Annotated in this window: 17 protein-coding genes, 1 pseudogene and 1 riboswitch; of the genes and pseudogenes, 8 read left to right on the forward strand and 10 right to left on the reverse strand. The window is 74.0% G+C overall.

Features of this window, described 5'->3' with window-relative positions; translation table 11 throughout:
• Window positions 1–29: 29 nt before the first annotated feature.
• From JOE61_RS07965 to JOE61_RS07980, 4 genes are all read right to left on the reverse strand, one after another.
• A complete protein-coding gene (locus JOE61_RS07965) occupies window positions 30–1,076 on the reverse strand; it encodes a phosphatase PAP2 family protein (protein ID WP_307822873.1) in 1,047 nt (348 codons plus the stop codon).
• Window positions 1,077–1,101: 25 nt separating this feature from the next.
• Window positions 1,102–2,148, reverse strand: coding sequence for an ABC transporter ATP-binding protein (locus JOE61_RS07970; RefSeq protein ID WP_193669954.1), 1,047 nt, complete (start codon window positions 2,146–2,148; stop codon window positions 1,102–1,104).
• On the reverse strand, window positions 2,148–3,830 hold the full coding sequence (locus tag JOE61_RS07975; RefSeq protein WP_307822874.1) for an ABC transporter permease: 1,683 nt from the start codon (window positions 3,828–3,830) through the stop codon (window positions 2,148–2,150). The genes JOE61_RS07970 and JOE61_RS07975 overlap by 1 nt, the downstream gene beginning before the upstream one ends.
• A complete protein-coding gene (locus tag JOE61_RS07980) occupies window positions 3,806–4,891 on the reverse strand; it encodes a thiamine ABC transporter substrate-binding protein (protein WP_193670025.1) in 1,086 nt (361 codons plus the stop codon). The genes JOE61_RS07975 and JOE61_RS07980 overlap by 25 nt, the downstream gene beginning before the upstream one ends.
• A riboswitch (TPP riboswitch) is annotated at window positions 4,890–5,011 on the reverse strand. It overlaps the preceding gene by 2 nt.
• Window positions 5,012–5,110: 99 nt before the next feature.
• On the opposite strand from JOE61_RS07980, the gene JOE61_RS07985 reads away from it, so the two are divergent.
• Window positions 5,111–6,040 carry an alpha/beta hydrolase gene (locus JOE61_RS07985; RefSeq protein ID WP_193669955.1) on the forward strand — a complete coding sequence of 310 codons (930 nt, stop codon included), beginning with the start codon at window positions 5,111–5,113 and terminating at the stop codon, window positions 6,038–6,040.
• Complete coding sequence (locus JOE61_RS07990) at window positions 6,037–6,477, forward strand: GNAT family N-acetyltransferase (protein ID WP_193669956.1); 441 nt, start codon at window positions 6,037–6,039, stop codon at window positions 6,475–6,477. The genes JOE61_RS07985 and JOE61_RS07990 overlap by 4 nt, the downstream gene beginning before the upstream one ends.
• 153 nt (window positions 6,478–6,630) lie before the next feature.
• On the opposite strand, the gene JOE61_RS07995 is transcribed toward JOE61_RS07990, so the two are convergent.
• The 4 genes from JOE61_RS07995 to JOE61_RS08010 are packed head-to-tail and all read right to left on the reverse strand — an operon-like array spanning window position 6,631 to window position 10,937.
• Entirely contained in the window at window positions 6,631–7,749 is a 1,119-nt protein-coding gene (locus JOE61_RS07995) for an MBL fold metallo-hydrolase (protein ID WP_193669957.1), read from the reverse strand.
• A gap of 33 nt (window positions 7,750–7,782) precedes the next feature.
• Entirely contained in the window at window positions 7,783–8,586 is an 804-nt protein-coding gene (locus tag JOE61_RS08000) for an SDR family oxidoreductase (protein WP_193669958.1), read from the reverse strand.
• The gene (locus tag JOE61_RS08005; RefSeq protein ID WP_193669959.1) at window positions 8,586–9,683 is read right to left on the reverse strand and encodes an NAD(P)H-dependent amine dehydrogenase family protein; all 1,098 of its coding nucleotides are present in this window, start codon (window positions 9,681–9,683) and stop codon (window positions 8,586–8,588) included. Before JOE61_RS08005 ends, JOE61_RS08000 begins: the two co-directional genes overlap by 1 nt.
• Before the next feature lie 21 nt (window positions 9,684–9,704).
• A complete protein-coding gene (locus JOE61_RS08010; protein ID WP_193669960.1) occupies window positions 9,705–10,937 on the reverse strand; it encodes an oxidoreductase in 1,233 nt (410 codons plus the stop codon).
• A gap of 74 nt (window positions 10,938–11,011) precedes the next feature.
• On the opposite strand from JOE61_RS08010, the gene JOE61_RS08015 reads away from it, so the two are divergent.
• The 3 genes from JOE61_RS08015 (at window position 11,012) to JOE61_RS08025 (ending at window position 15,831) form a co-directional block, all read left to right on the forward strand.
• A complete protein-coding gene (locus tag JOE61_RS08015) occupies window positions 11,012–11,509 on the forward strand; it encodes a MarR family winged helix-turn-helix transcriptional regulator (protein WP_193669961.1) in 498 nt (165 codons plus the stop codon).
• 119 nt (window positions 11,510–11,628) lie between these two features.
• Window positions 11,629–14,850, forward strand: a complete 3,222-nt coding sequence (icmF, locus tag JOE61_RS08020) for a fused isobutyryl-CoA mutase/GTPase IcmF (RefSeq protein ID WP_193669962.1) — start codon at window positions 11,629–11,631, stop codon at window positions 14,848–14,850.
• A gap of 231 nt (window positions 14,851–15,081) precedes the next feature.
• Window positions 15,082–15,831 (forward strand): helical backbone metal receptor, encoded by a 750-nt coding sequence (locus tag JOE61_RS08025; RefSeq protein ID WP_193669963.1) that lies wholly within the window; start codon window positions 15,082–15,084, stop codon window positions 15,829–15,831.
• 80 nt (window positions 15,832–15,911) lie between these two features.
• Here the strand turns inward: JOE61_RS08025 and JOE61_RS21585 are convergent.
• A pseudogene (locus JOE61_RS21585) lies at window positions 15,912–16,940 on the reverse strand (acyltransferase family protein); the annotation flags it as partial.
• 66 nt (window positions 16,941–17,006) lie between these two features.
• The gene (locus JOE61_RS22445) at window positions 17,007–18,632 is read right to left on the reverse strand and encodes an adenylate/guanylate cyclase domain-containing protein (protein ID WP_193669964.1); all 1,626 of its coding nucleotides are present in this window, start codon (window positions 18,630–18,632) and stop codon (window positions 17,007–17,009) included.
• A 143-nt stretch (window positions 18,633–18,775) separates the two neighbouring features.
• On the opposite strand from JOE61_RS22445, the gene JOE61_RS08035 reads away from it, so the two are divergent.
• The 3 genes from JOE61_RS08035 to JOE61_RS08045 all read left to right on the forward strand — a co-directional run bounded on the left by JOE61_RS08035 (window position 18,776) and on the right by JOE61_RS08045 (window position 21,512).
• Complete coding sequence (locus JOE61_RS08035; RefSeq protein ID WP_193669965.1) at window positions 18,776–19,588, forward strand: sigma-70 family RNA polymerase sigma factor; 813 nt, start codon at window positions 18,776–18,778, stop codon at window positions 19,586–19,588.
• Window positions 19,589–19,675: 87 nt separating this feature from the next.
• Window positions 19,676–20,632, forward strand: coding sequence for a MerR family transcriptional regulator (locus JOE61_RS08040; RefSeq protein WP_193669966.1), 957 nt, complete (start codon window positions 19,676–19,678; stop codon window positions 20,630–20,632).
• 187 nt (window positions 20,633–20,819) lie between these two features.
• Window positions 20,820–21,512 carry a response regulator transcription factor gene (locus JOE61_RS08045; protein ID WP_193669967.1) on the forward strand — a complete coding sequence of 231 codons (693 nt, stop codon included), beginning with the start codon at window positions 20,820–20,822 and terminating at the stop codon, window positions 21,510–21,512.
• Window positions 21,513–21,608: the final 96 nt, after the last annotated feature.

A 21,608-nucleotide genomic window follows, 5' to 3' on the forward strand; every position in this document is an offset into this window, starting at 1 on the left:
ACGCTACTGGGCGGGGAGGGGTGAGGGGGTCAGTCCTTGGAGACGGGGATCCTCGACGTCGTGGTCGTGGGGTGCGAGGCCAGCCCGCCGTGGTCGAACTTCTGGCCGGTGGCCAGGCCGCCGACGTAGAAGGCCACGAGCGCGATCATGATGCCGGCCAGGTCGTCGGCCACGTAGTGCCAGCCGAAGTAGAGGGTGGCCACGACGGTGATGGCGAAGTTGACCCAGAAGACGATCTTGAGCACCTTCGAGCGCAGCGTGTACTGCACCAGCAGCGCCACCAGCAGCGTGATCGCGGTGTGCAGGCTGGCGAACCCGGCGACCGACTGCACCTGGCCGGTCAGCCCGCCGAGGATCACGCCCTGCCGCGAGGAGACCAGCGAGTCCATCAGGTCGTTGGTGGGGGTCTGGGCCAGGTCGGCGTAGAGCGAGACGTACTCCAGGCCGGGGCCCAGCGTCGGCAGCGCGTAGTAGGAGAGGGTGCCGAGGCTCCAGGCGATGCACTGCGAGGTCACGAACCAGTAGCCGTAGGACATGTTGCGCGACCACACCAGCCAGGCCGTCAGCGCCAGCGGCACCAGCGGCAGGAACCACAGGTAGATGTAGGACAGCAGGTAGGCCACCACGTCGGTGCCCAGCAGCCCGTGCAGCACGATCGCCGGGTCGTTGCCGAAGAACAGCGCCCGGTCGAGCAGGTGCAGCTCGCGGTCGTACTTCGTCTCGATCATGAACGGCAGGAACGACTTGAGGTTGCGGTAGCAGACGTAGGTCACGTAGAAGCTGACGATGCCCAGCACCACCAGCGTGAGCCGCTCCCGGTTCCAGTGCGAGCGCAGCCGCTCGCGCGCCACCTGCACCATCGCCACGGGGTGTCCCTTGCCGAACCACAGCGAGCGCGGCAGCAGGTCGAGCAGCAGCGCCCCGGTCAGCAGCAGCGGCAGCCGCAGCCACGACGGGCCCAGGAAGCTGCCCTCGGGGTCGACCAGCCGCTTGTCGAGGATCAGCGCGGTGATGATGGCCCACAGGCCCATGGCGAGGGCGGTGCCCACGAGGAGGGCATAGGCGCGGCGGTACACGGGGTCGGAGTCTAGTGAACGGGGCTCACGCGCCGTCCGGCGCGCCGGGCAGCGCCTCGGGCAGCGCCTCGGGCAGCCCCTCGGGCAGCACCGCCGTGCGGGTCGCGTCGACCCGCAGCCGCACCCGGTCGCCGGGACCCAGGCGCCGGTCGAGACCGGCCACGGCGTCGCACTCGCCCACCTCGTCGACGTCGACGACCAGGCGCTGCAGCTCGGGCGTGGCGCGCAGCGAGCGCAGCGTCCCGGCCAGCCGCCCGTCGCCCGCCACCTGCAGCGCCGAGCGGCGTACGGCGACCGCGACGGCACGCTGCTCGTCACCGGGGCGCTGGTCGGCGGCCGCCAGCACCCGCCGGGCGGGCGCGCCCTCGAGCACGCGCGCGTAGCCCAGGAAGAGCGCGGTGGCGGTGTCGACCGGCGCGCGCCAGACCTCCTCGATGCCGCCCTCCTGCACCAGGTGGCCGGCGCGCATCACCGCGAGCCGGTCGGCGACGGTGAAGGCCTCGTCGTGGTCGTGGGTGACCATCAGCGCGGTGGTGCCGGCGCGGCGCAGGATGTCGCGCAGGTCGCCGGCCAGCCGCTCGCGCAGCCCCGCGTCGAGGGCCGAGAGCGGCTCGTCGAGCAGCAGCAGCCGGGGCTGCACGGCCAGCGCCCGGGCCAGCGCGACCCGCTGCCGCTCGCCGCCCGAGAGGGTCGCGGGCAGCCGGTCGGCGTACCCCTCGAGCCCGACGAGCTCGAGCAGCTCCTCGACGCGCTGCGCGGCGCCCGGCGTGCGGCGCAGGCGCAGCGCGTAGCCCACGTTGCGCCCGACGCTGAGGTGGCCGAAGAGCTGGCCGTCCTGGAACATCAGCGCGAAGCCGCGCTTGTGGGTGGGCACCCGGGCCAGGTCGTGGCCGTCCCAACGGATCGACCCGCTGCTCGGCTCGAGCCCGGCGACCGCGCGCAGCAGGGTCGACTTGCCGCAGCCCGAGGGGCCCAGCACCGCCAGCACCTGACCGTCGGGCAGGTCGAGGGAGACCCCGCGCACCGCGGGCACCCCGTCGTAGGAGACGTCGACGTCGGTCAGGGACAGCATCAGAAGGCTCCTAGGGAGGGCACGCGCAGCCGCTCGACGGCGAGCACGACGACCGCGGTGGTGGCGGCCAGCACCACCGAGGCGGCCAGGGCGGTGCCGTAGCTGAGCTCGCCGGGGCGGCCGATGAGCCGGAAGATCAGCACCGGCAGCGTGGGGTCGGAGGGGCGGGCCAGGAAGGAGGTGGCGCCGAACTCGCCCAGCGAGATCGCGAACGCGAAGCCGGAGGCGGCCAGCAGCGGGCGCCACACCACCGGCAGGTCGGCGGTGGCCATGGCGCGCAGCGGGCCGGCGCCCAGGGAGGCCGCGGCCTGGCGCTGCCGGTCGTCGACGCCGGCCAGCACCGGCACCAGGGTGCGCACCACCAGCGGCATCGCCACCAGCGCCTGGGCCAGCGGCACCAGCACCGGCGACTCGCGCAGGTCGAGCGGCGGGGAGTCGAGGGTGATGAAGAAGCCGAAGCCCAGGGTCACCGCCGAGACGCCCAGCGGCAGCATGAAGAGCCCGTCGAGCACCGAGCGCACCCGGCGCTCGGAGCGGCTGCGCGAGCGGCGGGTCAGCACGACGGCGATCAGCCCGCCGAGCAGCAGCGCCATCCAGGTGGCGTCGACGGCGGTGCGCAGCGAGGTGACCAGGGCCCCGGTCACCGGCACCGGGAGCGCCTGCAGCTCGGCGCCGCCGCCCAGGGCGCGGTAGTAGGCCAGCGACCACGCGCCGTCGACGCGCAGCGAGCCGACGACCAGGGTGGCGACCGGGGCCGCGACCAGCACCAGCAGCAGCGCCGTCGCCACCAGCTGGGGCACGTCGCTGCGCCGGGGCCGGTGCGGCCGCGCGGTGCTGCGCGCCAGGGTCGGGTCGGGGACGGCGCGCAGGCGACCGGCCACGACCAGCAGCGCCACCACGGCGACCAGCTGCAGCACCGACAGCGCCGCGGCGGCCTGCAGGTCGAGCAGCTCGGTGGTGAGCAGGTAGATCTCGGTCTCCACCGAGGAGTAGCGCAGCCCGCCGAGGGTGAGCACGACGCCGAAGGCGGTGGCGCAGAAGAGGAAGACGACGCTGGCCGAGGAGACCACCGCCGGGCGCAGCATCGGCCAGGTCACGGTGCGGAAGACCTGGGCCGGGGAGGCGCCCAGCGCGGCCGCGGCCTCCCCGGGCCGGGCGTCGAGGCCCTCCCAGGCGGCGCCGACGCCGCGGATCACCACGGCGACGTTGAAGAAGACGAGGCCTGCGACGATGCCGGCGGCGGTGCCGTCGAGGTCGACCCGGCCGCCGGTGAGGGCGACCACCGGGCCCGACTCCCCCAGCAGCTGGCGGAAGGCGACGCCGACCACCACGGTCGGCAGCACGAACGGCACCAGCAGCGCCGCCCGCACCGCGCGGCGACCCGGCCAGCGCAGCCGGTGCAGGGCGTACGCGGCGGGCAGCCCGAGGACCACCGCCAGCACGGTGGCCACCGCCGAGGACCACACCGTGAACCACAGCACCCGGCCGGTGCGGGCCCGGGTGAGCACCTCGAGCACCCCGCCGACGTCGAGGTCGCCGTCGGTGACGAAGCCGCGCGCGACCATGCCCGAGACGGGCAGCACGAAGAACACCCCGAGCACCGCCAGCGGCAGCCCGGCCAGCGCGACCAGGCCGAGCAGGCGGCGCGGGGTGGTCATCAGCGGCTGACCAGCTCGTTCCACTCCTGCAGCCACTCGTCGCGGTTCGCGTCGATCTCGTCGGGGTCCACCGACCAGGGGTCGGAGGGACGCTCGGTGAGGTCGGCCCACTCCGCGGGCAGCTCGGTGCCCTCGACGGCCGGGTAGACGTACATCGACGAGGGCAGCGCCTCCTGCACCGCGGGCGAGACCAGCCACTCGACGACCGCGCGGGCGCCCTCGGGGTTGTCGGCGCCGCGCAGCACGCCGGCGTACTCGACCTGCTCGTAGCAGGTGTCGAGCAGCGCCCGGGTCGTCGTGCCACCCTCGCCGTCGACGGTGAAGGCGGGCGAGGAGTCGTAGGAGGTCACGACCGGCCGGTCGCCCTTGCCGCCGCCCTGGGTGAAGTCGACCTGGTAGGCGTCCTCCCAGCCCTTGACGACCTTGGCGTCGTTGTCGAGCAGGTCCTCCCAGTAGTCCTGCCAGTCGTCGCCGTACGCCGCGATCGTGGTGAGCAGGAACGCGAAGCCGGGCGAGCTGGTGGTGGCGCCGGGGGTGACGAAGAGGCCCTCGTAGGCCGGGTCGGTGAGGTCGTCGAGGGTCTCGGGCGCATCGAGGTCGCGCTCGGCGAACCAGGTGGTGTCGACGTTGACGCACACGTTGCCGGTGTCGACGGCGACCAGGGCGCCCTCGTCGTCGCCGGGCAGCGCGTTCTCCTCGACCCCGGCGGGGGTCTCGAGGTCGGTCGGCTCGAAGACGTCGGCCTCGAGGGCGCGGGAGCCGAAGGTGTTGTCGACGCCGAAGGCGACGTCGCCGATCGGGCTGTCGGTGTTGAGCACCAGCTGGCTGGTCAGCGCGCCCGCGTCGCCGCCGGCGCGCTGCTCGAGGTCGTAGCCGCTCTCGCGCTCGAAGTCCGCCACGAGCTCCTCGGGCAGGTAGAAGCTGTCGTGGGTGACGAGCACGACGGTGCCGCCCGCCTCGTCACCGCCCCCGGCCGGGTCGGAGGCCGACTCGTCGTCGCCCGTGCCGACCAGCGAGCAGCCGCTCACGGCCAGCGCCAGGACGGCGGCCACCGCGGTCCTCGTCGGGTGGATGTGCATGCGCATGCGTCGCATCTGGACTCCCTTCGCCGGTCTTAACCGGAGCAGGTTCGGAGGGTCTGCGGCGTGTCCGCACTCTCAGCACCACCCCGGCCGGGCCGGGCGGGTGCTCCCCTGTCTGTCGTCGTCGAGGGTATCCGGCGGTGTCGAGGGGCGTGGCCCCCGGTCGGCTGCCCGGTCGGCTCCGCCCGTGCAGGTGGGCGGGCGCATGGTGGGATGGGCGGCATGCCGAGCCTGCGCCACGACCTGCTGGCCCTCGTCGTGCCGCGCCTGCGCGGCGCCGGCGCGGTCACCGACCCCGCCGCCGAGCGCGCCTCGGTGGAGTCCTCCCACGCCGGGCTCGACCGCCGGCTGCCGACCCGGTCGGTCCCGGCCTTCGGGCTGCGCTTCGAGCACGAGGTCGACGACTCCGCGGGCTTCCCCGTGCACGTGCTGACCCGGCGCGGCACCTCCCCGGCCCGCACCCTGGTCTGGCTGCACGGGGGCGGGTTCGTCTCGCCCCTCGACCCCGTGCACGTCCGGTACGCCGCCCGCCTGGCCGACGCGCTCGGCGTACGCGTGCTGCTGCCCGACTACCCGCTGGCCCCCGAGCACACCTGGCGCGACTCCCTCGATCCGCTGGCCGAGCTGGTGACGCGATGGGGCACCGGCCCCGGGCTCGGCGGGCTGCTGCTGGGCGGCGACTCCGCCGGCGGCGGGCTCGCCCTGGCGCTGGCCCAGGCGCTGCGCGAGCGGGGGCAGGTGCGCCCCGAGCGGTTGCTGCTGGTCTCGCCCTGGGTCGACCTGACCACCTCGAGCCCGGCCACCTCGTGGTTCGACCGGCGCGACCCGTGGCTGCACACCTCGTCGCTGCGGCTCTACGCGCGCTGGTGGGCCGGGGTGCCCGACGACGCGCCCGACGACCACGCCGACCTGGCCCGCACCGAGGTCTCCCCCGCGCTCGGCGAGCTCGGCGACCTGCCGCCGACGCTGGTGCTGTGCGGCACCCGCGACCTGCTGGTGCCGGCCTGCCGACGCCTCGCCGACCGCGCCGCCGACGCCGGGTGGGACCTGACCTACGTCGAGGAGCCCGGCGCGATCCACGTCTACCCGCTGCTGCCGGGCATCCCCGAGGCCGCCCGCGCCTGGGCCACCACCCTGGAGTTCCTGCGATGACCCTCGCCATCAGCGCCCAGCCCTTCGCCGCCCTCGACGCCGCGGCGGCGTACGACGTGTGGCGGCTGCGCCAGCAGGTCTTCGTCGTCGAGCAGGAGTGCGCCTACCCCGACCTCGACGGCCGCGACCCCGAGCCCGGCACCCGCCACGTGCTGCTCACCGACGACGGCGAGCTGGTCGGCTACGCGCGGGTGCTCGACGACGCCACCACCTGGCGGGTCGGGCGGGTGCTGCTGGCCCCCGCCGCCCGTGGCCGCGGGCTCGCCGACCAGCTGGTGCGCACCGCCCTCGACGTCTGCCCCGACCGCGACGTCGTGCTCGACGCCCAGTCCCCGCTGACCGGCTGGTACGCCACCTTCGGCTTCATCCCCGACGGCCCGGAGTTCCTCGAGGACGGCATCCCGCACGTGCCGATGCGCCTCCCCCACGGCGCGTAGCCCGCCGCCGGGGCACCGCCGTTGGTCGAGCAGCGAGGGCCGAAGGCTCGAGCGTCGACGAGACCCCGCAACCACCCGGCGTCCGGCGAGTGGGCCGCTCGCCGGGTCTCGGCGACGCTCCTCGCTGGCGCTCGTCACTGCTCGACCAACGGGTCAGGTGGCGGTGAAGAGGACGCCCGCCTCGGTCTCCTCGCGGGCGACCCGGCCGCGGGCGTGCAGGAGCTCGAGGTGGGCCTTGGTCTCCATGGCGGCCATGCCCTGGCTGAAGACGTCGAGGCTGTCGTAGGCCTTCTCGTGGCGGGTCCAGCCGAGGTGGCCGGCGACGTCGTGGCTGGTCAGGGGTCCGCCCGCCAGGGCGGCGAGGCTCTGGTCGAGCCGGTCCTCGTGGAAGGCCAGCAGCTCGTCGACGCGGGCGTGGGTCGACGGCGAGACCGGGCCGTGGGCCGGCAGCACCCGCAGGTCGGGCAGCGAGCGCACCCGGGTCAGCGAGGCCATGAAGTGGCCCAGCGGCTGGTCCATCGGGGGCACCGTGAAGCCGATCGACGGGGTGATCGTGGGCAGCACGTGGTCGCCGGCGAAGAGCAGGCCCGCGTCGGCCTCGGCGAAGACGTAGTGGCCGGGGGTGTGGCCCGGCGTGTGCACGGCGTCGAGCACCCGGGCGCCGACCGCGATGCGCTGGTCGCCGTCGAGCCAGGTGGTGGGGTACTGCCACTGCGTGAGGTCGGGGTCGTCCTCGCCGACACCGAGCCACACCTCGGCGACGTCGTGGGCGCCGGCCGAGCGCAGCACCGCCGCGAACGGGTTCTCGGTGAGGTCGCCGGCGTTGTTGAGCAGGTCGAGCGCGGGCTTCTCCTCGGCACCGAGCGCCACGTCGACGCCGAGCTCGCGGCCCAGCACGGTGGCCATCGTGAAGTGGTCGCGGTGCACGTGGGTGACCAGGAACCGCGTGATGTCGCCGAAGCCGGCCCCGATCCCCTTCAGGCACCGGTCGAGCAGCTCGCGCGCCTCGGGGATCGCCCAGCCGCCGTCGACCAGGGTCAGCCCGTCGTCGGTCTCGATCGTGTAGACGTTGATCGCCTTGAGCCCGTCCATCGGCAGCGGCAGCGGGATCCGGTGGATGCCGGGCGCGACCTCCCAGGCCCCCTCGACGGTCCAGTGCTCGCCGGAGTCGGGAGAGACGGCGTACGCCGTGGGCGTGCCGCCGCGGGGCGGCTGGCCGGGCTGCTTGTCGGGCTGCTGGCCGGGCTGGGGAGAACTGGTTGACGCGGTCACCCGACCGACCCTAGGCCCCGCCCCCGGGGCGGCTCACCCGAGGTCCGGCATGCCGAGGTCGAGGTTCGGCTGCTGGATGCCGCCGTCGACCTCGAGCACCTTGCCGGTGACGTACTGCCCGGCGCGCGAGGCCAGGTAGAGCACTGCCGCCGCGATGTCCTCGGCCTCGCCCACGCGCCCCAGCGGCGTCTTCGTCTCGAGCTGGTCCATCATCTCGGGCTGCCCGGCGACGAACTCGAGGGCGCTGGTCATCACCGAGCCGACGTAGATGCCGTTGACGCGGATGCGCGGTGCCAGGTCGGTGGCGGCCAGGCGGGCCCAGTGCGCGAGCGCGGCCTTGGCGGTGCCGTAGGCCAGGTAGCCGCGCCCGGAGGCGCGGCCCATCATCGAGGAGATGTTGACGATGGAGCGCTGCGCGTCGTCGGGGCCCTCCAGCATCAGCGGCACCGCGGCGACACTCAGCGCGTGGGCGGTGGAGACGTTGAAGTGGAACGCCTCCTCCAGGTAGGCCACGTCGGTGTCGAGGAAGGCGTTGGGGATGGTGCCGCCGACGTTGTTGACGACCGTGTCGAGGCGCCCGAACCCGTCGTACGCCGCCTCCGCGAGCCCGGCGACCGCCCCGGTGTCGGAGAGGTCCGCGGGCACCACGAGGGCGCGGCGGCCGGTGGCCCGCACCGCCTCGGCGACCCGCTCGAGCTGGGAGGCGGTGCGGGCGGAGAGCAGCACGTCGGCGCCGGCCTCGGCGAGGGCGACCGCGGTGGCGGCGCCGATGCCGCGCCCGGCGCCGGTGACCACCGCGACGTGGTCGGTGAGGGTGAAGCGCTCGAGGATGCCCATCAGCGCGCCACCAGCCCACGCCCGGTCACCAGGGGCAGGTCGAGGGCGGTGACCAGGCCGGGAGCGGCGGCGCAGACGGCGGGCAGCGAGTTGACCAGTCGCTGGGCGGTGGTGATCATCCCCGACACGTTGTGGTCGCCGTGCTCGCCGTGGTGGGTCAGGTCGAGCTTCAGGACGGGCTCGCCGAGGATCTCGACGCGGTAGCAGCCGTCGTCCTCGGGCGGGGTCGGCCACTCGGGCACCTGGTCGGGGGCGGTGCGGGTGACGTGCTCGAGCACGACCCGCTCGACGCCGTCGACCTTGCCGACGACGCGGAAGCGCACCGCGCCCATGGTGCCGGCGGCGACGTCGCCGCTGACGCTGGCTGTGTCGACCTCGGCGGCGCGCCGGTCGACCTCCTCGGTCAGCGGCTCGTCGAGGGTGACGTCGAGGCCGGCGGCGATCTGGCGCACCACGCTGCCCCAGGCCATCGAGAGGATGCCGGGCTGCCACAGCATCCCGACCTCCTCCATCGGGCGGCCGAAGCCGAAGAGGTCGCCCATCACCACGGGCTGGTAGTAGGTGGAGTAGTCGGCGATCTCGCTGACCCGCACCAGGTCGATGCGCTGCGAGAGGCTGCTCAGCACGAGCGGCAGCACGTCGTTGGCGAAGCCGGGGTCGATGCCGTTGACGTAGAGGCTGGCGTCGCCGCGGCGCCCGGCCTCGGCGATCCGCTCGATCATGTCGGGCGGCAGGATCTCGGCGGGCCACTGCAGCAGCACCGGCCCGGACGAGACCACGTCGAGGCCCTGCTCGAGCATCCACAGCAGGTCCTCGATGGCCTCGAAGGGCCGGTCGTCGGTCATCGCGGCGTGCACGACGGCGTCGGGCGCGAGCGCCACCAGCTCGTCGCGGTCGGTGGTGGCCCGCACGCCCAGCTCGCGGCCGAGGCCGGCGAGCTCGCCGGCGTCGCGGCCGTGCTTGTCGGGGTTGGAGACCCAGACCCCCACCAGCTCGAGGTCGGGGTGGGCGTCGATACCGGCGATCGCGTGGCGACCGATGGTGCCGGTGGACCAGACGACGACGCGCAGGGGCTTCTCGGGGACGACCTGTGTCATGCCCGCAATCTAGAACACGTTCTAGATCTGCGGAAGGGTTTCGCGCCCTCCCGGGTCGGCGGCCCGGGCGGCGTCGCGCACCGGGCAGTGCGTGCCGGCGTAGATGGTGGGCATGCACCGGTTGCAGTGGATGCAGGCACCCTCGCCGCTGCGACCGGCCGCGCGCTCGCGGGCCACCCGGTCGACCAGGCCCGGCTCGCGCAGCACCGCGCGGGCCAGGGCGACGTACTCGAACCCGTCGGCCATCGCCTGCTCCATCGTGTCGAGCCGGTTGATGCCGCCGAGCAGCATCAGCGGCAGGTCGACGGCCTCGCGCACCCGCAGTGCCTTGTCGCGGAAGTAGGCCTCCTCGAAGGGGTAGGACTTCAGGAACGACCGGCCCATCGGGGTGCGCATCCCCCAGCCGACCAGGCCGCCCATCGCGGCCGCGAACTCGCGGTGCGGGACGTCGCCGCGGAAGAGGTACATCGGGTTCATCAGCGACGAGCCGCCCGAGAGCTGCAGCGCGTCGAGGCACCCGTCGGCCTCGAGCAGCTGGGCGACCTCGACGGCCTCGTCGGTGCTCACGCCCCCGCGGAAGCCGTCGGAGAGCGAGAGCTTGGCGGTGACCGCGACCGCGTCGCCGACCTCCTCGCGCACCGCGCGGGCGACCTGTCGGGCCAGGCGGGCGCGGTTCTCGAGCGAGCCGCCCCAGCGGTCGGTGCGGCGGTTGAGCCCCGGGGCCAGGAACGAGGAGACCAGGTAGGAGTGCGCCATGTGCAGCTCGAGGCAGTCGAAGCCGGCGCGGGCCAGCGTGCGCGCGGTCGCGACGTACGCCCCGGTGACGCGGGTCAGGTCGGCCTCGGTGGCCGCCGCGACCAGCTGCATCGACAGCGGGCTGGGCATCCGGCTGGCCGCGATGGCGCGCACGCCGTTGGAGCGGCCGTTGGCGACCGGCCCGGCGTGCCCGACCTGGCCGGCCACGGCGGCGCCGGCGTCGTGGACGGCCTCGGCGAGACGGGCCAGCCCGGCCTCGGTGGCCGGCCCGACAACCACCTGCTCGCGGTGGGTGCGGCCCTCGGGGGCGACCGCGAGGTAGGCGAGCGTGGTCATCCCGATCCCCCCGCGCGCCACCTCGAGGTGGTAGTCGACGAGCGCGTCGGTGACCTGCCCGTCGGGGGTGCGTCCCTCGAACGTCGCGGCCTTGACGATGCGGTTGCGCAGCCGCACGGGACCCAGGCTCGCCGGAGCCAGCACGTCGGGGGTGGCGCTCATGGCGGCATCGTAGACCCTCGATAGAACGCGTTCTAGTTCTGCCGCTGTCGGGGCTCCTGCCAGACTGCGGCCCCATGAGCGAGCGCGACCCGATCCGCGAGGCCCACCGCCAGTGGGTCGCCCACGGCTGGCCCGAGGCCGCCGACGGGATGGCGCTGGTGACGTCGGTGGTGCGCGTCCAGCAGCTGCTGAGCGGACGCATCGAGGCGGTGCTGCGCCCGCTCGACCTGACCTTCGCGCGCTACGAGGTGCTGCGACTGCTGTCCTTTTCCTCGGCCGGGCGGCTGCCGATGATGCGGTTGGGCTCGCTGCTGCAGGTGCACCCCGCCTCGGTCACCAGCGCGGTCGACCGCCTCGAGCGCCAGGGCTTCGTACGCCGCGTGCGCGGCGACGGCGACCGGCGCGTGGTGCTCGCGGAGATCACCGACGCGGGACGCGAGGTCGTCGAGCGGGCGACCGAGGGGCTCAACACCGACGTCTTCGGCTCCCCCGGCATCGGGGCGGAGTCGACGGCCGAGCTGACCAGGCTCCTGGGCGAGCTGCGCGCCAGCGCGGGCGACCGGGTCGACTGATCCGTCCCCGACCGCGCAGACCGCCTCGACTACCGGCACGTAGGGGTTCCGGGTGCGACGGGCATCACTTATGCTGAGATAGTTGGACGTCCAACTATCTTCCCCGGAGCGAGCCCCGCATGAGCGACCTGCACCAGCCCACCCACCCCGTCCGCCTCGTCACGGCCTCGAGCCTGTTCGACGGCCACGACGCCTCGATCAACATCATGAGGCGGATCTTCCAGAGCCAGGGCTGCGAGGTGATCCACCTCGGGCACAACCGCTCCGTGGCCGAGGTCGTCGACGCCGCGCTCGAGGAGGACGTGCAGGGCGTCGCCGTGTCGTCGTACCAGGGCGGGCACATCGAGTACTTCGAGTACCTCGTGGAGTCGCTGCGCGAGCGCGGCGCCGGGCACGTCAAGGTCGTCGGCGGGGGCGGCGGCGTGATCGTGCGCGACGAGATCCAGCGCCTGCGCGACTCCGGGGTCACCATCTTCTCGCCCGAGGACGGGCAGCGCATGGGCCTGGTCGGGATGATCAACAGCGTCGTCGCCGACTGCGACCACGACCTGTGGGAGGCCGGCTCGGTCACCGCCGAGCAGGTGCTCAGCGGCGACCGCTTCGCCGTGGCCCGCGCCATCACCGGGGCCGAGCTGGGCCGCCTCGGCGGCGAGCTCGAGACCATCCAGCAGGCCGCCGCGCGCAGCCACGCCCCCGTGCTGGGCATCACCGGCACCGGTGGCTCGGGCAAGTCCTCGCTCACCGACGAGCTGGTGCGCCGCTTCCGCGTCGACCAGCAGGACAAGCTGCGCGTGGCCGTGATCGCCGTCGACCCGACCCGTCGCAAGGGTGGCGGGGCGCTGCTCGGCGACCGGATCCGGATGAACAGCCTCGACGGCGACCGGGTCTTCTTCCGCTCCCTGGCCACCCGCGGCGCCCACGAGCTGCCCGACCACCTGCCGCACGTCATCGACGTCGCCAAGGCCGCCGGCTTCGACCTCGTCATCGTCGAGACCCCCGGCATCGGCCAGGGCGACGCCGCGATCGTGCCGTTCGTCGACACCGCGATGTACGTGATGACGCCCGAGTTCGGCGCCGCCAGCCAGCTCGAGAAGATCGACATGCTCGACTTCGCCGACACCGTGGCCATCAACAAGTTCGAGCGCCGCGGCGCCAAGGACGCGCTGCGCGACGTCGGGCGCCAGCTGGTGCGCAACCGCGAGGCGTTCGGCCAGCAGCCCGACCAGATGCCGGTCTTCGGCACCAGCGCCGCCACCTTCAACGACGACGGCGTCACCGCGCTCTACCAGCACCTGCGCGGCATCCTGGCCGAGAAGGGCCTGCCCGCCCAGGAGGGCACCCTGGCCCCCGTCGAGGTCAAGCACTCCTCCGGCATCCGCGCCGTGGTGCCCCAGGAGCGCGTGCGCTACCTGGCCGAGATCACCGAGACCGTCCGCGGCTACCACCAGCGCACCGAGCAGCTCGTCGAGGCGGCCCGCCGGGTCCAGCGCCTCGAGGCCGTCACCGCCGAGCTCGAGGACCACGACGCCGGCGACGTGCCGGCCCTGCTCGAGAAGGCCCGGCGCCAGCTCGACCCCGAGGTCGCCGAGCAGCTCGAGGCCTGGCCCTCGGTCGTGGAGTCCTACTCCGGCGACGAGCAGGTCGTGGTGGTGCGCGACAAGGAGATCCACACCGCGCTGACCCGCGAGTCGCTCAGCGGCAACAAGATCCCCCGCGTCGCGCTGCCGTCGTACGACGACGCCGGCGAGCTGGTGCGCTTCTGGCGCCGCGAGAACCTGCCCGGGCTCTTCCCCTTCACCGCCGGCGTCTTCAAGTTCAAGCGCGACGGTGAGGACCCGGCGCGGATGTTCGCCGGCGAGGGCGACCCCGCGCGCACCAACCGCCGCTTCAAGATCCTCTCGGCCGACGGCGACGCCAAGCGGCTCTCGACCGCCTTCGACTCCGTGACCCTCTACGGCCGCGACCCCGACGAGCGCCCCGACATCTACGGCAAGGTCGGCACCTCCGGCGTCTCGGTGGCCACGCTCGACGACATGAAGGTGCTCTACGACGGCTTCGACCTCGTCGCGCCGAGCACCTCGGTCTCGATGACCATCAACGGCCCGGCGCCCACGGTGCTGGCCTTCTTCCTCAACACCGTCATCGACCAGCAGGTCGACGCCTTCCGCGAGCGCGAGGGCCGCGAGCCCGACGCCGACGAGACCGCGATGCTCGCCGCCCACGCCGTGGCCAGCGTGCGCGGCACGGTGCAGGCCGACATCCTCAAGGAGGACCAGGGCCAGAACACCTGCCTGTTCTCCACCGAGTTCTCGCTGCGGATGATGGCCGACATCCAGGAGTGGTTCATCCAGAAGCAGGTGCGCAACTTCTACTCGGTCTCCATCTCCGGCTACCACATCGCCGAGGCCGGGGCGAACCCCATCAGCCAGCTCGCCTTCACCCTGGCCAACGGCTTCACCTACGTCGAGGCCTACCTCGCGCGGGGCATGGACATCGACGACTTCGCGCCCAACCTGTCGTTCTTCTTCTCCAACGGCATGGATCCCGAGTACTCCGTCATCGGCCGCGTCGCGCGCCGGATCTGGGCGGTGGCGATGCGCGACAGGTACGGCGCCAGCGAGCGCTCGCAGAAGCTGAAGTACCACGTGCAGACGAGCGGTCGCTCCCTGCACGCGCAGGAGATGGACTTCAACGACATCCGCACCACGCTGCAGGCGCTGATCGCGATCTACGACAACGCCAACTCGCTGCACACCAACGCCTACGACGAGGCGGTCACGACGCCGGGCGAGGAGTCGGTGCGCCGCGCGCTGGCCATCCAGCTCATCATCAACCGCGAGTGGGGCCTGGCGATGAACGAGAACCCGCTGCAGGGCTCGTTCATCATCGACCAGCTCACCGACCTCGTCGAGGAGGCCGTGCTCGCCGAGTTCGACCGCATCAACGAGCGCGGCGGCGTGCTCGGCGCGATGGAGACCGGCTACCAGCGCGGGCGCATCCAGGACGAGTCGATGCTCTACGAGCACCGCAAGCACGACGGCTCGCTGCCGATCGTGGGCGTCAACACCTTCCTCAAGGAGGTCGGCGACGACGCCACTCCCCAGCACGTCGAGCTGGCCCGCGCCACCGACGAGGAGAAGGAGTCGCAGCTGCGCCGGGTGCACGAGTTCCAGCGCGCCCACGAGGCCGAGGCCGCCGAGGCGCTGGCCCGCCTCAAGGCAGCGGCCACCTCCGGCGAGAACGTCTTCGCGGTCCTGATGGACGCCGCCCGCGTCTGCTCGCTGGGCCAGGTCACCGAGGCCTTCTTCGAGGTCGGCGGGGCCTACCGCCGCAACGTCTGACCCGGCCCATACTTCCCGCCGAGACGGCCCAAACTTCACCCTGACCCGGCCCATACTTCGCGTCGAGTCGGCCCGAACCTTCGGCCGGCCGGTTCGGGCCGGGTCGGTGGGAGATTCAGGCCGGGTCAGGGTGAGATCTGGGACGGGTCGGCGGGAGAATTGGGACGGGTCAGGGTGAGATCTGGGCCGGGTCGGCGGGAGATTTGGGACGGGTCGGGGAGGGTGGGGCACATGGACGACCTGGGGACGACGTACGACGGCCCGCGCCCGGCGCGGCGGGTGGTCTCGCTGGTGCCGTCGCTGACCGAGGCGCTGGTCTCGGTCGAGCGCTCGGCGGTGGTGGGGGCGACCGACTGGTGCATCCGGCCCACCGACCTCGAGACCACGCGGGTGCGGGGCACCAAGAACCCCGACCTCGCCGCGGTCCGGGCGCTGGAGCCCGACGTGGTGGTGGCGAACAAGGAGGAGAACCGCGAGCTCGACGTGCGCCGGCTGCGGGACTCTGGGGTACGGGTCTGGGTCACCGACATCGAGACCGTGCCCGGCGCCGTGGCGTCGATGGAGCGGCTGCTCGACGGCATCGGCTGGCAGCGTCCCGACTGGCTGGCCCGGGCCCGCGAGCTGTGGTGCGGGCCGCTGCCCGAGGTGACCAGGCGGGTGGTGGTGCCGATCTGGCGCGACCCGTGGATGGTCGTCGGCCCGGCCACCTTCACCAGCGACCTGTGCCGCCGGCTGGGGTGGCAGACGCTGCCGGACACCGGTGACGCCGCCGAGGGCCGCTACCCGTCGCTCGACGTGGCGCAGATCGACGCCCTCGGCGCCGACGCCGTGCTGCTGCCCGACGAGCCCTACGAGTTCACGGCCACCGACGGGCCCGAGGCGCTGCGCTCGCCCTGCGAGCTCGTCGACGGGCGGCTGCTGACCTGGTACGGGCCCTCGCTGCTCGACGCGCGCACCTCGGTGGAGCGCCGCGGCGCCTGACGACGCGCCCGCGCGGGCCGCCCCGGCATCGTGAACAGCCAGGTCGCCCCGAGGCGCAGCAGCACCCAGTGCGCGGCCAGCGAGACCAGCACCGCGACCGCGGTGACCACCAGCGGGTGCAGCACGCCGCGCACGACCGAGCCCTCCTCGAGGTCGACCAGCGGCGGCAGGTGCAGCAGGCTGGCCAGCACCACCGTGTGCAGCACGTAGATCGGCAGCGTGCGGCGACCGACCCAGCCCAGCAGCCGCGCCGGCGGTCCGCTGCGCGCCAGCACCGCGGCGACCCGCAGGCCCAGCGGCACGCCGACGACGCTGGCCACCAGCAGGTGCACGCTGATCGGCAGGGGCAGCCGCGCCAGCAGCACCGCGAGCGCGACGTACGCCGCCGCCACCGGCAACAGCCCGCCCCACCGCCCGCGCGGTCCCTCGGCCAGGCGGCGCACCACCCGAGGCGCCAGCGCGCCCAGGGCGAAGTAGGTGAAGTGGAAGAGCACGGAGAAGCGGTTCCACTGCTCGATGCCCAGCTGGGAGGAGAGCGCCGAGACCAGGGCCGCGCCGCCGAGCACCCAGCCGGCGGGCAGCCCGGCCAGCAGCTTGGCCAGCACGAAGTAGAGCGCCAGCGCGTAGAGGAACCACACGCCGGTCGAGGCCCAGACCAGGTCCTCGGCCAGCTCACCGAGGTCCTGGGTGCGGTTCATCGGCAGCAGCCGCTCGACCGAGAAGAACGCGCCGAGCAGCAGCAGCCACACGACGTAGGTGTAGTACGGCGCCAGCGCGCGGCGGCGCACCTGCGCCCAGGGCCGGTGCACGGCGCGGGCGGCCACGTAGCCGCTGAGCACGAAGAACAGCGGCATCCGCACCGGCTTGAGGGCGCTGGTCACCGCGCCCCAGCCGGCCGCCACCGCGGCCAGCGGCTCGGGGGCGTCGAGGCCGAGGTTCTTGACGACCGCGTGGTGCAGCACCACCAGCAGGATGGACAGCCCCTTGGCCACGTCGATCCACAGGACCCGGGAGGTGCCGGCACCGGCGACGACGGGTGCGGCGGAGGCGGGCAGGGGGGTGTGCACGGCTCCGAGTGTCCGGCCCCGGCACGCGCGAGCGGCAATCACGACCCCCCGTCGTGACCGGCTTCACAGCCCCCGCTCAGCCCCGCCCAGCCCCCCTGTGGGCGCGGTTCAGCCCTCGTCGGACCGTGGCCGCACCAGCGCGGTGGCCGTGGGACGCCCGCGCAGCACGGTCGACCCGGCGTCCTCCCACCGGCCGGCCTCGTCGCCCGCCCCGGCCCGCTCGGCGGCCTGCACCGTCTCGCGGGTGCTGAGCACCCGCGGCCGCTCGGCCTTGGCGAGCTCGGTGAGCCGGGCCGCGGCGTTGACCGCGTCGCCGATCACCGTGTACTCGAGGCGGCTGCGCGTGCCGACGTTGCCGGCCACGGTCGGACCGGTGCACACGCCGATGCCGGCGGCGACGTCGGGCCGCTCGGCGCGCAGCCGCTCGTCGATGCGGCGCGCGGCCGCCAGCGCCGCGGCGGCGTGGCCCGGCTGGTCGACCGGAGCGCCGAAGACCGCGAGGACCGCGTCGCCGATGAACTTGTTGACCAGGCCGCCGGCCCGGTCGACCTCGTCGACGACCACCTCGAAGAACGCGTTGAGGACCGCGACCACCTCGGCCGGCTCGCGCTCGGCGGCCATCGCCGTCGAGCCCACGAGGTCGACGAAGACCACGCTGACCTCGCGGGTCTCGCCGCCCAGCCGCACCTCGCCGCCGCTCGCGGCCCGGGCGACCTCCCGGCCCACGTGGCGACCGAACACGTCGCGCAGGTGCTCGCGCTCGCGCAGGCCCTCGGCCATCCGGTTGAACCCGGCCTGCAGCTCGCCGAGCTCGGTGGCGTCGTAGACCGCGACCCGCTGGTCGAGGTCGCCGCGCTCGACCTCCAGCAGCGCCAGGCGGACCGAGGTCAGGGGCGCCACGACCGACCGGGCGTTGAGCACGGTGACCAGGAGCCCGACCACCAGCACCACTCCCCCGAGCACCAGCACCTCGACGGCCAGGCGGCGGGTGCTCACGGAGTCGCCGACCAGCACCAGCAGCGCCGCCAGCGACAGCCCGACGACCGGGGCCGCGGTGCCGAGCAGCCAGAACATCAGCATCCGCCCACCGACGCCCAGGCCGCGAGGGCGCCGCCCGTCCTCCCTGGCGGTGCCGCCGGCCAGGGCCCGGGCCGCGACCGGGCGCAGCGCGAACTCGGAGAACAGGTAGGCGACCGCGCAGGCGACGACGCCGCCGATGGCCACCGTCAGCCCGGTGCTGAGCGCGCGCTCGGGCTGCAGCCACAGCGCCAGGGCGACGAAGAGCGCGTCGGCGACCAGCCAGAGCACACCGGCCAGCACGGTGAGCCGCAGCGGCACCCGCAGCACCCGGCGCCGCTCCCGCGGGGTCGGGTCGGCGCCGCCGAGGGCCCACCGCAGGCTGCGCAGCGCGACCCGGGTGCCCCAGGCGGTGCCGACCACGAGCGCGACACCGACGTAGACCGGCACCGCGACCGCCAGGGCCAGCCAGGTCGCGCCCTCCGGCGCCGGGGCGGTGACCACGAAGAGCGAGAGCAGCAGCACGACACCGGCGCCGATGCCGTGGGTGAGCGTCAGCGCCAGGGTCAGGAGCACCTGCACCCGCACCCGCAGCCGGCGCGTCGACTGCGTCTCGGTGCCGAGCAGCCACGAGCCGAACGGCGTACGCCGCGCGCGGGAGCGGCGTACGGACCGGTCTGCCGCGGCCGGGGCCGGGTCCTGGGGGAAGTCCTCCACGCCGCGCATCATCGCGCACGCGCCCGAAGGGGTGAGGTTGTAGAAGGTTTGTGCAATGTTGTGTAGATTCTTGTTCAGGTCAGCGGACCTCCCCCGCAGGACACCGAGCAGCACATCGAGCAGGACACGGAAGGCAGCAGGACATGACCAGCACCCTCGCCGAGCGACGCACCACCTTCCGCGCCTCCGACGCCGAGCGCGCCGCGGCCACCACGAGCCTGCTGGCCCGCGCCGCGGCCACCACCGACGAGGCCGAGCGGCGCGCCTGCCACGACGAGGTCGTGCGGGTGAACATGCGCGTCGCCGAGGCGGTGGCGCGGCGCTACGCCCGGCGCGGCGTGCCGGTCGAGGACCTCACCCAGATCGCGTACCTGGCGCTGGTGCGGGCCGTGCGCCGCTACGACGCCGCGCACGAGCGCGACCTGCTGGCCTACGCCGTGCCGACCATCGAGGGCGACATCCGCCGGCACTTCCGCGACCACGGCTGGACCATCCGGCCGCCGCGCGACGTGCAGCGCGCCCACACGCGCCTGGTGCGCACCGGCGCCAGCCTCGACCGCTACGACACCGGCGCGCTCAACGACCTCGCCTCCCAGGTCGAGGAGCCGGTCGAGGTGGTGCGCGAGGCGCTGTCGGCCCGCACCTGCTTCTCGCTGCTCTCCCTCGACCAGCCCATCGGCTCGGGCGGCCCGGGCTCGGGCGACGGGGAGGGCCCCACCCCCGACGTCGCCGACGTGGCCGACCGCTCGCAGGAGCAGGCCGAGGCGCGGCTGCTGGTGCGCCCGCTCGTCGCGTCGTTGGGCGAGCGCGAGCAGCGGATCCTGCGCTGGCGCTTCGTCGAGGAGCTCTCGCAGCGCGAGATCGCCGAGCGGCTGGGCCTCTCGCAGATCCAGGTCTCGCGCCTGCTGCAGCGGGTGCTCACCCAGATGCGGGGCGCGCTCGCCGAGGCCGTCTGAGCCCTCGCGGACGCCGCGCGGCACCCTCCGGGAGATGCTGACGAGCCCCCGCACGCCGTGCAGGGTTCGTCTAAACTCCGGGGCACCATGGCCTCCCGACCCGCACAGCGCTGGCGCATCGGCGTGCTGGCCTCGCGCGTCGGCGTCTCCGAGACACTGCTGCGCGCCTGGGAGCTGCGCTATGGGCTGCTGAGCCCCACCCGCAGCGACGCCGGCTACCGCCTCTACGGCCCCGAGGACGAGCGCCGCGCCCGCGCCATGCAGGACGCCCGGCGCCGCGGCGTGCCCGCCGGCCAGGCCGCCGCCGAGGTGCTGGCCGCCGAGCGCTCCGGCAGCCTGCTGCCCGGGGCGCCCGCCCCGCGCTACGCCACCAGCGGCGCCCTCGACGTCTCCCGCACCCTCGACGAGCTGCGCGCGGCGATGGTCGCCTACGACGTCAGCTCGATGCACGCCGCGCTCGACCGCGTGCTCGCCGACGTGTCGGCCGAGACGGCCATCAAGGACGTGCTGCTGCCCTTCCTGGCCGGCGTGGGCGACGGGTGGGCCCGTGGCGACTTCGACGTGGCCGACGAGCACTTCGCCAGCGACCTGGTCAGGGCCAGGCTCGCGGCGCTCTCGATCGCGCCGGGCTCGCGCAGCGGCCCGCTGGCGCTGCTGGCCTGCCCGCCCCGCGAGCAGCACGACATCGCCCTCAAGGCATTCGAGGTGGTGCTGCTGCGCGCCGGCTGGCGCACCCGGTTCCTGGGCCCGCGCACCCCCGTGGCCTCCCTCGAGGTCGCCGTCGGGGTCATCGCGCCCGACCTGCTCGTCCTGGCCGGCACCGGTCCCGGCGCCTTCGACGTGGCCGACGCCGACCGCGCGAGCGTCGAGCGGCTCTCCGGGGCCACGCGCGTGGTGATCGCGGGCGCCGCCGCCGACGAGGGAGCCGCGCTGCGGTGGGGCGCCGAGGTGCTCGAGGGCGACCCCGTCACCGCTGCCCGCTCGCTGGTCGGCACCGGCCGCCGAGCGGCCCGGGAGGGCACCGAGGACGACGCGCGGCCCTGAGGCGGCAACGTGCCCATGCACGCCGGCTTCAAACCTCCGCCCACCCGGACGGGTGAAAAGACCGGCGAAGACGGTTGAACTCTGCACCAAGCGGACATCACTGATGTGTAGGCAGTCCGGCGCACGACGTCGCGGCGCCGCCCCAGACACAGCTCATCCGTCACAGCCGAACCCAGAGGTGTTGAGAATGACGCACGAGAACGCCGCCCCGCTGACCGTCACGATGGTCGACGACCACGACCTGGCCGTGGCCGGCCTGCAGACGCTGCTGACGCCGTACGCCGACCGGGTGCGCCTGGTGGACATGCGCCAGGCCCTGGCGCACCCCGAGGACCTCGACGTGGTGCTCTACGAGCCCGTCGGCCAGTCCGCCTTCGGTGCCGCGATGCTGCGCGACCTGCAGCGCTCGGCCGACGCCCACCCGGTGGTGTTCAGCTGGGCCACCGGCGACCAGCTGCCGACGTCGACGGCCAACATGTACCTGCCCAAGACGCTGACCGCCGCGCAGCTCGTCGTGGCCCTCGAGGACCTGGTCTCCGGCCGTCGCGTCCCGGAGGCCCCGGCCCCGGAGAAGGCGCCGGTCGTGGAGGCCCCGGCCCCCGCCCCGCTGCGCCCCGAGGCGCCCGCCGGCAGCCGCCTGACCCCGCGCGAGCTGGAGATCCTGACCCTGATCACCGCCGGCATGACCAACGGCGAGATCGTCGAGAAGCTCAACCTGAGCATCAACTCGATCAAGACCTACATCCGCCAGGCCTACCGCAAGATCGACGTCGAGCGCCGCACCCAGGCCGTCGCCTGGGGCATGGCCAACAACCTCGCCGTCCAGGAGAGCGCCGAGGCGTCCGAGGCCGTCGAGGTCGAGGCGTCGATGGCGGGCTGAGCCAGCACCACAAGCACGACCAGCACGACCCGCACGGGCGGGGGCGTCGGACCCACACGGTCCGGGAGGACGCCCCCGCCCGCGGTGCGTCCGGGG

The organism is Nocardioides salarius (genome assembly GCF_016907435.1).
Classification (GTDB): domain Bacteria; phylum Actinomycetota; class Actinomycetes; order Propionibacteriales; family Nocardioidaceae; genus Nocardioides; species Nocardioides salarius.

What these genes read in the sequence shown, in the direction of transcription:
- JOE61_RS07970 (WP_193669954.1), bottom strand. Translation starts at nt 2,148, where the DNA reads ATGCTGTCCCTGACCGACGTCGACGTCTCCTACGACGGGGTGCCCGCG.
- JOE61_RS07980 (WP_193670025.1), bottom strand. Translation starts at nt 4,891, where the DNA reads ATGCGCATGCACATCCACCCGACGAGGACCGCGGTGGCCGCCGTCCTG.
- JOE61_RS07985 (WP_193669955.1), top strand. Translation starts at nt 5,111, where the DNA reads ATGCCGAGCCTGCGCCACGACCTGCTGGCCCTCGTCGTGCCGCGCCTG.
- JOE61_RS07990 (WP_193669956.1), top strand. Translation starts at nt 6,037, where the DNA reads ATGACCCTCGCCATCAGCGCCCAGCCCTTCGCCGCCCTCGACGCCGCG.
- JOE61_RS08000 (WP_193669958.1), bottom strand. Translation starts at nt 8,586, where the DNA reads ATGGGCATCCTCGAGCGCTTCACCCTCACCGACCACGTCGCGGTGGTC.
- JOE61_RS08005 (WP_193669959.1), bottom strand. Translation starts at nt 9,683, where the DNA reads ATGACACAGGTCGTCCCCGAGAAGCCCCTGCGCGTCGTCGTCTGGTCC.
- JOE61_RS08010 (WP_193669960.1), bottom strand. Translation starts at nt 10,937, where the DNA reads ATGAGCGCCACCCCCGACGTGCTGGCTCCGGCGAGCCTGGGTCCCGTG.
- JOE61_RS08015 (WP_193669961.1), top strand. Translation starts at nt 11,012, where the DNA reads ATGAGCGAGCGCGACCCGATCCGCGAGGCCCACCGCCAGTGGGTCGCC.
- icmF (WP_193669962.1), top strand. Translation starts at nt 11,629, where the DNA reads ATGAGCGACCTGCACCAGCCCACCCACCCCGTCCGCCTCGTCACGGCC.
- JOE61_RS08025 (WP_193669963.1), top strand. Translation starts at nt 15,082, where the DNA reads ATGGACGACCTGGGGACGACGTACGACGGCCCGCGCCCGGCGCGGCGG.
- JOE61_RS08035 (WP_193669965.1), top strand. Translation starts at nt 18,776, where the DNA reads ATGACCAGCACCCTCGCCGAGCGACGCACCACCTTCCGCGCCTCCGAC.
- JOE61_RS08040 (WP_193669966.1), top strand. Translation starts at nt 19,676, where the DNA reads ATGGCCTCCCGACCCGCACAGCGCTGGCGCATCGGCGTGCTGGCCTCG.
- JOE61_RS08045 (WP_193669967.1), top strand. Translation starts at nt 20,820, where the DNA reads ATGACGCACGAGAACGCCGCCCCGCTGACCGTCACGATGGTCGACGAC.